Here is a 13,369-nt window from a genome sequence, read left to right as displayed (position 1 = left end):
TTTTTAACAAAAAAAAAAAAAATAGGAGTATAATCAAAATATAAAATTAAAACATTTTTCATATTTAGGGGGTAAAAATGAGAAATTTTTTAAAACAAAGCAAAGTTAAAAAAACAATTGCTATTTTAACCACTTCTATTACAATACCTGTTACAGGAGCGGGTATCTATTTTGCAGCAACTACTGATTCTGTAAATTCAACCGAAAGATCTAAATTATTAAAAGACAACATTATTTCTATTAATACAGGAACCAATTTAGATTTTAAAGATGGTTTATTTTCTCATAGAGATAACAACCAAAAAGTCAAACAAATAAAAAAACCGGAGAAAAAACCAGAAATAACTATTAGTGAAAATCCAAAAGAACCAGAAGAACCTTTAAAACCACCCGCAAGCGAAAAACCGGAAGAAAAAATTTTGGTTTCACCACCAAAACAAACTCCACCTCCACCCCCAGAAAAAGAACCTGAACCAGAACCTGAACCAATAACCCCAGATGATCCTGAACCGGAAAATCCAAAGATAATTGATATCAACGTTGATAATAAGGTTACTCCTGAAACACCAAAAGAGGAACCACAAAAACCGCCTGCAATTGTTCCTGAAGAACCAAAACAGCCAGAACAACCTGTAGAACCCCCAAAACCCGAACCTGTTCAACCGGTAGTAATTGAAGAACCAGTTGTGCAACCAAAACCAGTGGAAAAACCCGTAGAAACAGCACAACCGGAGCCAGTTCAACCAAAACCACAGGATAAAAATATTGAAATTCTTCATTTTGAGAATACTGATATTGTTGCTCACGTTACGAGACCAAGAGAAAGAATTCTTCATTCTGATGATGTTGCTAAAAAAATTACTAATAGAGTTCCTTATGTTGCTAATATAACCCCCAAAATTAATTCAATAGAAGTTACAGATGAAATAAGAGCAGCAAATACTAAAAGTGCAATTAAAGCATTAACAAGAACTTTTAATCAAGAAGAAAGAGATTCACTTAGAACTCCAAACTCTGATATGTTTAGCATTTCAAGGTATATAGAGTTAAATGAAGACTATTATAAAGTGCTTTTTGATAAGTTTTCAAGATTAATTGAAAATGGTGATAAAGTTAGGGAGTTTTTAACAGATGAAGGAAAACAAAAATACCCAGAATTAAAAGCTTTAAAAGATAAAAACGAAAGATATGCAAGAATAATTTCTTACATTGATCCAAACAAATTCACCAAAACATCACAAGCAGTAGAAACAATGCTTGGAAAAGGATATGTTATTGAACCAGAAAATAGAAATGTTTATATCGATGCAAATGGTGAAATAAATTCATACTCTTTTGAACCTTTAATAAATGGAGTGGTTGCAACAAGAAAAAGAGATAATTCAGAGAAAAGAGTATTTGGTTATTCTAGTCAATGAAGTAGATCTCCAGAAGATGTACAAAAAGGAGTTTATCCAGGATGAACTAAAAGAGATGTTACATCAGACTATCGATTCACAAGTTATAACGTTTCAAGAAGTGATGGTTTTACAATTAGTGAACTCACCAGAGATGAACCTATTCAAGGAAAAAGAAATAAAGGTTTAGTAGTAGAAATCGATGCATCCAACAACAAAGGTTATGCTAAAACTCTTGGATTTATAAGACAAGCAAAAGAAAACGGTTTAGAAATAACATCTTATAAAATTAAAAATATCGGAACAAAAGATGCAAACCAAAGATTTTATGATATTTTTAAAGCATTGCCAGATAACTTGCCACAACTTGAGTTATATTTTGAAACAAATAACACATCAGCACTTATTGCTTTAGAAAATAAAAAAATTGATGAATTATCTTTATACACAACTAAAAATGTGCATTCAGATTCATGAAGTATTAATCCTTTAGCTTTAAGAAATGTTGCTTTTGTTAATACTTTAGATTATAATGTAAGTAGAGAATATGGTTATGGAGTAAAAGTATTTTCTAGAATCGTATTTGATACACTATCTTTTGAAGAATCTGATTTAGGAAGTAATCCAACAGTTTATAAAGACTTAACAAGAATTAATGATGGTTTAAGAATGGCATATTTTGTAAGAAATAATGAAGGGATTTTCCAAGGAAGTTTTGGTCCAGGATTGGATGCTGATCACAATGAAGGTGGTAACAGTTATCCTCTTGGTTTAGATTTTAGTAGAGCACCATCAATTAAATCATTGCGTGGAATGCGCTTCTATGATATTTACAACTCTTCTAATGGAGTTAGAAAACTCAAAAGAATTAAGTTTTTTAACAATAGTGATACTTTTGAAATTGATGCTGATGAATTGAATAATGCACAATGAGCTGACATTTTAGATCAAACATTACCACAAATGCCAAGAAGCAAAATTGGTTTTTCTAACGGAAGTCAGACATCTAAAATCAAAATTGTTTCTAAAAATGGAGTAAATTCATTAACACCAGAAGGAGTAAGAAACCTTAATACTCTTTTAGATTGAAGCGATGGAAACTTTAATAGCAATACAACAATTTATGTTGGAGAACATGACACAATGCTTTATAAACAAATGCAAAATATCGGAAAAAGAGTAGCATATTCAAGTTCAGAAAACTTTGAATTTAACTAAGAAAGAAGGACAAAATGAAAAAAAGAAAAATTTTTATGCCTTTATTATTAATAGGAATAAGTTCTTTTGCATTCATTTCATGTAATGACACAAGCAAACCAAATCCTGGCGATAATAACGGAGGAAATGATAATTTACCATTAGATACAGAAGAAAGAAAAAATACTTTTTTAAAATCAGTAGCTGATTCTGTTAATATACAATATACATCTTTTACACAAAATCCCCCAAAAACTGACAGAAAAAATGTATATTTTACAGATTTACACGATTTTCTTGAAGATGTTAAATTCACAATAAGTGGAAAAGATTCTGATAAAGTATCTGCTTCTATAACTAACTTTAAAGTAGAAAGAGATAAAGAAGGTTTATCTATTTCCAATAGAACTGGTAAAGGAACAATAGTATTTGAATTCACTCTAAAAAGCGACCCTAAAATCAAATATACTAAAGAAGTGGTGGTTGATGGTTTTGCAAGCAATCCTTACAATGCTGGTTCTGATGGTTCAATTCCAACTAACTTACAAAAAACAGATAATGTAACTTTCTTGAAAAAATATGTTACTTCAAATCAAGAAGAAAGATTTAATATTGATAACGAAGAATATGTTAAAACACTAAAATTACAATTAACTCAAGGTGCAGGCAACTTTGATGCTGCGAATTATAGACCAGAGTTAAAAATAACAGAAGAAAAGAAAAAAGAATTTGATGCAAAAGCAAAAGAAGCAAAAATCGATACTTATGACAACTCTTTAATGAAAGGATTTACACTTCCTTCATATGATGATAAAGGTGAATATAAAGGTTTAGATATATATGATAAACCAGAAGTAACTAAAGGTCCTTCATGATTAGATGCAGCAAAAAGAGATCCTTATCAAATAGTAGGTATTCCAAGATACTTACCAAACGAAATGTATAAGAAAATTGCTTTACAAACATTCCATGTAACTTTTAATAATCAAGATGAAAAAGATGCAAAAGTGTTCCATCCAACTTCTGGGACTATGTGAATTATGGACTTTCAGAAAAAAGATGATAACAAATATCCAACAAAATGATATTTTGGAACAAATGTGCACGTTGCAGATGCTTTAACTAATAAAACAGCATCTATTAGTTTTTCTCGTTTAAATCCTGATGCAGGAATTCAAACAGTGTTTAAATTACTTGGATTTGATGAAAACTTTACAAGCTTTGGTTTCCCTTTAGATCTTACAAATAAAAATAATTGACCTATTAAAGTAGTATTTTCAGGTAAAGATTTTCTTAAAAAAGATCCTTCTGACTACTTAATAGATGCACAAAAAAATACTTTTAAAGATAAAAAAGAATTTATTGATTTTGCTGTAATTGAATTGGATTTTGAAAAACTACAGCAAACAGTTGGTCAAAACGGTTCTTCTATTACATACGGAAATAAATCATATGATTCAGCAAAAATCAATTCTTTATTTAACGATAAATCAGAATTTGCAAAATTATTTACAAATGACTATGCAGACAAAAAAGAAGATCATATAAAATTCTTAAAAAAATCATATCTAAAAGATTATAAACAAATTGATTTTCCTTTATTAAAACAAGATTTAGAAAAATACAAAGGTGATAGTCTATACATTTTAGGTTATCCATTAGCTCTTCAAGATTTTTACTTAAAAGAATATGAAGATGAAGATCAAATAAAAAGTAGAAAAAGAGATTTTAGTTTATGAGTAAATGCAGATAGTGAATTATTTCCAAAAGGCTCTGTAACAACAAATGACAGTGAAAAAGCAAAAAAAGGAAATTACCTTTCTTATTCAGTTGGATATAGAACATTTACAGATAAACCAGGAGTAGTTGATGAATTCATAAGTGCAACTAGACTTGGAAAAGATTTATACACTGATTCAGAAAAAAAACAATGAGTAGCTTCAGGATTGGCTTATAGTCCAAGACATTATGTTCCTTATGGTGGAGCATCAGGTTCATCTGTTAGAAATGACAAAAATGAACTTGTTGCTGTATTCCACGGAGCAAATAGTGGAGCAAAAACAGGATTAGCAGCAGCTTTTAGATCTGAAGGATATGATTTTAAAGGTGCTTATGGAACGGGGGATAAAGCATATCATTTACCACAATATGACTTAATCTATGGTGGTGGAAAAGATCAACAAAAATCATACAGAGAAGAAATGAAAAAACTTTATGGAAGTGATACAAACTTCAAAACCAACTTGTTCCCACAAGGTTTAGATCACGTAGAGGAGGGATTTACTTTTGATAACGGTTCAACAGCAACAGAATCAGAAAATAATTAATAGATATAAAACAAAACCAAAAAATAATTGATTATTTGATGTTCTGAAATATTCTTTAGTAGGTTCTATTTTTGTTGGATTATTATTAATTTTAATATTCTATAATACAACAATTTTAGGTAGAGCAGAAAGAGCAGATTACTTTTTATCATTTAATTCTTTACAAATTGCAAGACAATATAATTTTTTAATAATATCAAAAGTTTCTTTATTATTCTTTGTCTTGTTCTATTCGATTATAAAAAACTATATAAACTTAGTTTTTCATAAAGAATTGATAAAAATTTATATTCCTTGGTACATTCTTTATTATTTATTTTCAATTGCAGCTTTTGTATTATTTTTTGTTTTTAATCCATATGCAAATTTAGATAAATATGTACCAGATAATAATGTATATCAACATTTTTGATTAACATTTATATTAATTCCACTTACAATTTTAAATATAGCAAATTACTTTTATTTTTACTTTACAAAGAAAAATAAAAACAAAATTGGTAATAATAAACTTTCTTCAATTATTGTTTCCACAATCGCACAAATTTTATTTGTAGCTGGATATATCTCAATTTTTTGATTATTAATCGAAAAGCAACAAAATGATTTACCAGCGCTAATTTTAGATAAAAGTCAAATTTATTTATTTATGGAACAATTGTTTTCAGTTAAAACATCCTTAAATATTATTTATATGATTGCTATTATTTTAACTATAACAATCTTATTAATAGGAATGAACTTTCCAAAAATTCAGTTTTTATTGAAAAGAGAATATAACCATTTATATTTTAAAAGTCAAATTATTCTCTTTTTAAGTTCAGCAGTTGCATTAATAATTTTATTTGTCTTTATCTTAATTACAACACAAAAAAATACTGATGTTATTTCTGCAAGTAAGCAAAATAGTTATATTGCTTTAATTGTACAAATTATCTTTATTTTAATATTTACAAGTCTTTACTTTGCATCTAATTTTGTTTCTTTCTTGAAACCAAAAGGCAAAATTAACCCATCATTTTATTTTGTTGTAGTACAACTTTTAATTTGAATATCGGTTATGATTGCAACAAGATTTTCTACAGAATTACTTATTAATTCAATTATCTTAATAATTTCTGTTGTCATTTCGACAATCATTTCACTTTTTTATTTAATTTACATTAAAAATACAAGTTTTTATATGATTTTATTAACATTTGTTTTTTTAGGAGCAATTAGTTTATTACTTTTTGTTTCATCACTAAACACTATTTTAATTGAAAGACAAAATTACGCTTTATCATCATTTAATATTGATTTTACTATGAATGAAATTCTAATTATCTTTATAATTACCATTTTATCAACATTTTTAATTAGCCTACTTATTGATTCTGGAATCACATTAGTAAAAATCTTAAAACACAATAAATCACCTAAAAAGAAAGGGAGTAAATAATGAAAAAACTATTTAGTAAAAAACCAAAGAACAAATTGAGTAAAGAACAAGAAGCTTTATTATTTCCTTTCTATGATTTAGAACAAAAATACAAAGAAATAGAAGCTTCTGAAAAATTTATTTCATATTCAAGATTGATGTCATCAGTTTTACTTAGCACAGGATTGAGTTTTGAAAGTGATGTTATAAAAGAATATAAATCAATTTATACTAAAGCTTTAGTAAAAAAATATGATTTAGTTTATTTAGATTTTATTATTTCTTTTGGTTTAAACAAAAAATTCAGTCCAAAATTTCTTGTTCCAATATTAGTAAAAGAAATAAGTTCAAACACTGAACACTTTGATTTAAGATATGATGAAAATTTAGTTAAAGAAAACTTTTTAACCAAATTAAACAACGAAATTAATAGCTTAATGGAAAGAAATTTCTATGTTGAAGTTTTACCTGGAATAATAATTTATTTTTCTTCTTATTCTAAAGAGATGAAATTAGTTTTTAAAAAAGATTACACAAATCAAATAGCAAAATAATATGCATTTAAAAAAAATAGTTCAAAAAAAGAACAATTTAGAAAAAATTAATTTAAAAGCTAACAGCGAGAAAAATATTCTATTAATAACCATAGTAAAACTGAATCAAAAACTTAAATTTTATATAGATAATGCCTTTTTAACAAGAGAATCAATCAGACATTTAAATGATAAATATAACATTCAAAATCCTTTTATCATTGATAATGGAAAAAACAAGTTCAAATCAACCATTAAAGGACTTTTTTCAAATACTATAATCAAAGAAAAAGAATTATGAATTTATTTAAAAGAAGAGCAAAAATACTCTACTGACTCTTATTCTAGATATGAAAAAATGATTTTAGCAAATGCTAAAACCAAAAAAATTGATTTTCTTGCTATTGGAAAAAAAGCAGAAGAATTTTTAAAAAGTAATAATCTAAACATTTTAAAAAGTTTTGATCTTGAAGACACAACAAAAATTAGAACAATTTCCACTTTAATTAAATTTCTCTATGAACAAGAAAAATACAAAAAAGTGAATTTTGTTTTAAACTCAAATAAGAATTACAAAAGTTATTTCACAATTTTACCAATTGAAAATTTTGAAATGCATAAGTTAATTAATACAAATGAAAAAAATCTTCCAAAAGATTTATTTGATTTCAATATTTATCCAAATGTTGCTGAATATGTGCAAAATAGTATTGATATTTATATTGAAAATGTAGTGCAATCTTTAATTATCGAATCACTATTTTATAGTGCTAAATTAAACTTAGTAAGAGTTAATAAAATCCTAAAAGATTTAGAAAAAGAAATCAAATTTACAAAAAGAAAAATTATCAAAATCAAAAGAGAAAATGAAATTGAAGAAATTATAATGCTAACTAAAAATAACGGTAATTTCTCTGTATTTAATAAAGGAGAAAGCAATGAAAACTAATTCTAATTTATATAGCATTACTATTAATTTTATTGATAATTCCATTTTGAAAGTTTGAAATAGTTCTTTAGAATTGTATTTTAAAGACGAATTTAAATGAAGTGAAATTGAAAAAAAATCGCTTGCTTGTTTTGAACAAATTCTCATAAAAATAAAGGAAAAATCAAAAGCTGATAAATATCTTTTTTTAAAAAATGCAAATTTCATTATTTTAAAAAATGAAATAATTATTAACTCTTTGAATGAACAAGAAGTTTTCAAATTAGCAACTGCAAAAAATAACGATAATTCCTTAATAAAAGATCTAAAAAAAGAACTAGATTTTACAAAATCAATGAATAAGTTAAGTTTTAATTTAGATAACACAATAAAAGAAAAAGAATTAATATTTACTTTATATAAAGCAGAAGTGATAAAAGAAATAAATTTAAGAAAGGTAAGTGAAAATGAAAAAGAATAATAAAGATAAACACAAATTATTAGCAACTTTTGCCTTACCTTTAGTTATCACTCCAGCTGCTTTTTTTGCAAGTGCTGATCCTGAACCTAATTCAGGAACTTCAAGCACAAATGGCACAGCAAATGATAAAGAAAAACCAGCTGCAAAAAAACAAAAAAGTCCACAATTTGATACTTTTGCTAAAATAGCTAAAGATGCAATTAAAACCGGACTACAAACAGCTGTCGATATCGCTATTAAGAATTTAGCAGATGAGCAAAATAAACTAAAAGTGGATGAAAAAATTTCTTTTGAAGATAAAGCTAAGAAAAACTACTATTTAGAAACTCTTAAAAATTTTCTTGAAGCAAATAAAGAAAAAATGGCTTCTGATCCTAATGGAAATAAGTTAAATGTAACTTTCCCAAATGTTTTTTCACAAAAAGACAATTTTAAACGTGGAACAGTAACTTTTGAAGGAAAAACATATGATAATGTAATTTTTAACGAAACATCAGACAATACAAGTTATACTAAAGCAATAGGAACAAAAGGAAAACAACAAGCTGAAAAAGAAGAATCTAACTTTTACACAAGTACAGAAGTAAATAATTATCTAAAAAAATATAATGATTCTTTAAAAGAAAGAATAACAGATGTCTTTTATAATGAAAAAGACATTCCTGATATTGAATTTACTCCAGAAACTATTTCTAAAGGTGATGGAAGTACAGTAAGTGCTCTTGTTGCAAAACCACCAGAAGGTTTTACAACTTGAGATGATTATTTTAAAAGCAAATACGAAAATAGATTTACTGCTTTTGATTTGGATCAAAATAAAACAGATGATGAACAGCAAGAAGATCAAAAACAAAAAGAACAAACAGATAATTCTATTCCAGAAATCCCAACAATTGACGATGTAGATTCACAACCAAGCGACCAAATTGTAGATGTTAAACCATATAATCCAAAAGAATATATTGAAAAACTCCCAATTCTTGGTCCTGAAGTGTTAACTAAAAATTTAGATAAAACTGCAGAAGAGATATCATCAGAATTTGAAGCAGAACCAATTAGTGAAAATTACTTCTTCTTCAATAATCCAATCAATACTCGTTTTGAATATAAAGTTATTGCAATAGAAAAAGATACTAATAGTGATAATTATATTGCAACGATTAGAATTCAAGACTTAGTAAAACCAGAATACATAAGGTTATATAAAACCTTTATTACAATACCTAAAAATAAAGGTTTTCAAAAAATTTATGAAGAATATGTTAAATCAGTAAGAAATATATTTGTTAATCTTTATAAATCACTACAATTAGATGAAAAAATTGATGTAGATGCCCTAGAAAGTAATCAATTAAAAACAAGGTTACTCACAATGATTAATGTTGTTACACAAGAGTTATATTACAATAAAACTTTTGTTGATAAACAATCACAAATCCTTTCACCAATTAGTGTTGAGTTAAATAAAAGTAACAATTTAAATAATGCTTCAGTAATTGAAGATGGACTTAATTTACTAGATGTACAATTAATTTCTTCACTTAAAACTTCAAGAATTCAGTTTAGAGAATTTTATTCAATTCTTCCTGAAGGTTACGAAAAAGAGTTATTAAGATACGAACAGTTATTAAAAAATCAACCAGAACTACTAAAAAAAGTTAATGATAAATTCCAAAAATATCACGCCAATACAGATATTATCAATAAACTTTTTGAAAATATGAGAAAAGACATTTCTGTTATTAAAAAACACGCAGGAGCTAAAACTTTTAATACCATTAAGTGATATGAAGAATATTTAGCTTTACTAAGTAAAATAGCAAAACAATTTAACATCGTCAAAAGTTTCTTAAAAGACGAAAAACCAGAAACAGATGAGAAAAATAAAGAAGAAAACTCTAAAAACTTTAATAGCGAATATACAAATGCTAACAAATTATTACAACAAGAATTTAAATCACAAAACTTATTTTTAACAGTAATAGGAACTATTTTAGGTACAGCAGGATTAGGAGCAGTTGCTCTTGCAAGTGCAAACCAATTAAATTCAAAAACTAAAGGTAATAAATCAACTTTAAAAGCAAATATTGCAATAATTATTTTATCAACTATTGTTATCGTATTTGCTCTTGCATTAATTTTATTTGGAACTATAGGAGGAATATAACATGCAAAAGAAAAACCCAATAATTACAGCTATTTTTGATTATATAGTTGAAGTAACTGGTGATTATGAATATAAACAAAGACAAAATTTTACAACAGAAGAATTTCCAGAAGCAAGAATGATGGTTGTAAGTGCTACAGATACTAGAGCATTTTTATTAGTTGATAATAATGTTTTAGAAAAACTTAAAATAGGTCAAGAAATAGTAGAAGTAAAAATTGAAAACGAAATCGAAACTTCTTATTCTCATTTTGGAAAAATTTTAGATATTCACGGAAACGAAATTTTTCCTTCCAAAAGAAAAATTGAAGGAAACTCTTTTTCAAGAAAGAGCAAAATTTTTGGTGATGCCCATAATTTAATGACAGTAAAAACTTTAAATGAACAACTTTATACTGGAATTATTTCTGTCGATTTACTTATTCCAATTGGAAAAGGACAAAGACAATTAATTATTGGAGATCGTCAAACAGGAAAAACCCATCTTGTTGTTAATACAATGATTAACCAAGCAAAAAACAATGTTAAATGTGTTTATGTTGCCATTGGACAAAAAAGAGAAGATATTTCTAGACTTTATGAAACTTTAAAAGAATATGATGCTTTAGACAACACTATTATTATTGATGCACCTTCAACAAGTGCTTATCAACAATATTTAGCACCTTACATTGGAATGGCTCACGCTGAAAACATTTCACAATATGATGATGTTTTAATTGTCTTTGATGATTTAACAAAACATGCTAATATCATTAGAGAAATTGCTTTATTAACTGATAAACCAGTTGGAAAAGAAGCGATGCCAGGAGATATTTTCTTTGCTCACTCATCATTACTCGAAAGAGCAGGTTCTTTTGTTGGACGTCAAACAATTACAGCATTACCTATTTTAAAAACAGTAGATGGAGATATTACAAGTTTAATTTCATCTAATGTAATTTCCATCACTGATGGTCAATTAGTAACAAGTGCAGATTTATTTAGTAGTGGTAGATTACCAGCTATTGATATTGATTTATCTGTATCCAGAACAGGTAGTTCAGTGCAATCAAGAACAATTACAAAAGTAGCAGGAGAAATAGGTAAGATTTTCCGTGCTTATAAAAGACATTTAAAATTAGCAATGCTTGATTATGAATTTAATAAAGAAACCACAAACCTTTTATATAAAGGAAAAATGATTGATAAAATGTTTATGCAAAGAGGTTATTCACTTTATTCACACAGATTTGTTCTATTAATGTCCAAACTAATTTTATGAGGAACTCTTAAAGGAATTAAAGAAGAACAAAAAGCAATGACCTTCTTAAACGTGCTAATTGATGCTAATCCAGATGCAAAAGAAATTTTTGAAAAAATTATTAACAACGAACCTTATGATGAAAATATTACCAAAAGTTACTTCTCATATGCTTTATTACAATATGCTAAAAAATTAAAATTAAATTGAGAAATAGAAGTAGAGCATAAATTTATTGACTTTAGCGAACAAGAAATGAATACACTTTTAGAATTAACAGGAGATAGATAATTATGAATGGAAAAATAATTAAATTTTGAACAGATGTAGTAGAAATTGAATTTTTAGAAGGTAATCTACCAACTTTAAACACAATTTTAACTTTACACGATGGCAAAACATATTTATTAGTTAAAAGACTTGTTAATAATAAAGTAGTAAGAGCAATTATCATTTATTTATATAAAGAAATTTCCCTTGGAGAAACTGTTGTTAATACAGGAAAAAGTTTTATGGTTCCAGTTAGTTCTTTGGCTCAAAACAACATTTATAGTTTTGATGGAAAACCTTTATTAACTGACCGTGAAACAAATCCTTTATATGTAGAAATGAATTCAACTATTAATAAAGAAAGGGTGCTTGATTCCAAAATTGAAATCATTGAAACAGGAATTAAAGCTATCGACTTCTTTATGCCAATTATTAAAGGTTATAAACTTGGGATTTTTGGTGGAGCTGGAGTTGGAAAAACAGTTTTAATGAAAGAAATCATTTTTAATGTTAATAAAAATAGTGAATCAACTTCCAACATTTTCATCGGTTCTGGAGAACGTTCTAGAGAAGCAATTGAGTTATTTAACGAACTAGAAAGTTCCAATTTAATGCAAAATTCATCAATGTATATTTCTAAGATGAATGAATCTCCAGGTGCAAGGATGTCAATTGTGCCAATTGGAATAACAGCTGCAGAATACTTAAGAGATGTAGAGAAAAAAGATGTTTTATTATTTATAGATAACATTTATCGTTTTGTGCAAGCAGAAAACGAAGTTAGTGCTTCACTTGGGAAAAAACCATCAGTTGGTGGTTACCAATCTACTCTTGAAAGTGATGTTGCTCACGTTCAAGAACGTTTATTTAAAAATGAAAATGCAGGGATTACATCATTTCAAACAGTATTCTTACCAATGGATGATATAAGTGATCCTTCTGCTGTTGCTGTATTTAACCACTTAGATGGTAATTTAGTGCTTTCGAGAGCACAAACAGCAAAAAACATCTTCCCTGCTTTTGATCCACTTGCTAGTTCATCAAATTCAGTTGATGCTAAAATTATAGGAGAAGCTCACTTTAATGCAATAGTAGAAGCAAAAAGAATTTTAAAAACCTATAAAGATTTAGAAGATGTTATTTTAATTTTAGGATTTGATGAACTTGATGACGAAAGTAAGAAAATTGTTAAAAAAGCATTACAATTAGAAAACTTCTTTTCACAAAACTTCTTTATGACTGAACACTTTACAAAAGAACCTGGAGCATATGTTCCTTTAGCAGATACAGTCAATTCAGTTATAAGAATAATTAATGGTGAATATTTAAACCAAAGTCCTGAAATATTTAGTTATGTTGGTTCAAATTTAAATATTCCAACTGACAAAGAACTTGGACTTAAATAA

General features: G+C 26.8%; 9 protein-coding genes. All 9 read left to right on the top strand.

Annotated features, from left to right (window positions below):
• The first annotated feature begins 77 nt into the window (after window positions 1-77).
• The 9 genes from ACR34G_RS02485 to ACR34G_RS02445 are packed head-to-tail and all read left to right on the top strand — an operon-like array spanning window position 78 to window position 13,369.
• Entirely contained in the window at window positions 78-2,615 is a 2,538-nt protein-coding gene (locus ACR34G_RS02485) for a putative immunoglobulin-blocking virulence protein (protein ID WP_436358387.1), read from the top strand.
• A 14-nt stretch (window positions 2,616-2,629) separates the two neighbouring features.
• Window positions 2,630-4,921: an Ig-specific serine endopeptidase MIP gene (gene mip, locus ACR34G_RS02480; RefSeq protein ID WP_436358386.1), complete on the top strand. Its 2,292-nt coding sequence runs from the start codon at window positions 2,630-2,632 to the stop codon at window positions 4,919-4,921.
• Window positions 4,881-6,362 (top strand): MSC_0624 family F1-like ATPase-associated membrane protein, encoded by a 1,482-nt coding sequence (locus ACR34G_RS02475; protein WP_436358385.1) that lies wholly within the window; start codon window positions 4,881-4,883, stop codon window positions 6,360-6,362. Before mip ends, ACR34G_RS02475 begins: the two co-directional genes overlap by 41 nt.
• Window positions 6,362-6,895: an MSC_0623 family F1-like ATPase-associated protein gene (locus ACR34G_RS02470; protein ID WP_436358384.1), complete on the top strand. Its 534-nt coding sequence runs from the start codon at window positions 6,362-6,364 to the stop codon at window positions 6,893-6,895. Before ACR34G_RS02475 ends, ACR34G_RS02470 begins: the two co-directional genes overlap by 1 nt.
• A 1-nt stretch (window position 6,896) precedes the next feature.
• Window positions 6,897-7,823, top strand: coding sequence for an MSC_0622 family F1-like ATPase gamma subunit (locus ACR34G_RS02465; RefSeq protein ID WP_436358383.1), 927 nt, complete (start codon window positions 6,897-6,899; stop codon window positions 7,821-7,823).
• On the top strand, window positions 7,813-8,283 hold the full coding sequence (locus ACR34G_RS02460; protein ID WP_436358382.1) for an MSC_0621 family F1-like ATPase epsilon subunit: 471 nt from the start codon (window positions 7,813-7,815) through the stop codon (window positions 8,281-8,283). The genes ACR34G_RS02465 and ACR34G_RS02460 overlap by 11 nt, the downstream gene beginning before the upstream one ends.
• Window positions 8,270-10,450, top strand: a complete 2,181-nt coding sequence (locus ACR34G_RS02455) for an MSC_0620 family F1-like ATPase-associated subunit (RefSeq protein WP_436358381.1) — start codon at window positions 8,270-8,272, stop codon at window positions 10,448-10,450. The genes ACR34G_RS02460 and ACR34G_RS02455 overlap by 14 nt, the downstream gene beginning before the upstream one ends.
• A 1-nt stretch (window position 10,451) precedes the next feature.
• Complete coding sequence (locus ACR34G_RS02450; protein ID WP_436358380.1) at window positions 10,452-11,984, top strand: MSC_0619 family F1-like ATPase alpha subunit; 1,533 nt, start codon at window positions 10,452-10,454, stop codon at window positions 11,982-11,984.
• A 2-nt stretch (window positions 11,985-11,986) separates the two neighbouring features.
• A complete protein-coding gene (locus ACR34G_RS02445; protein WP_436358379.1) occupies window positions 11,987-13,369 on the top strand; it encodes an MSC_0618 family F1-like ATPase beta subunit in 1,383 nt (460 codons plus the stop codon).

The sequence above is a fragment of the Mycoplasma sp. 480 genome (assembly GCF_051353065.1).
GTDB lineage: Bacteria > Bacillota_I > Bacilli_A > Mycoplasmatales > Metamycoplasmataceae > Mesomycoplasma_A.
Note: the sequence above shows the minus strand (reverse complement) of the source record. Positions and strands in the feature narration are given on the sequence as shown.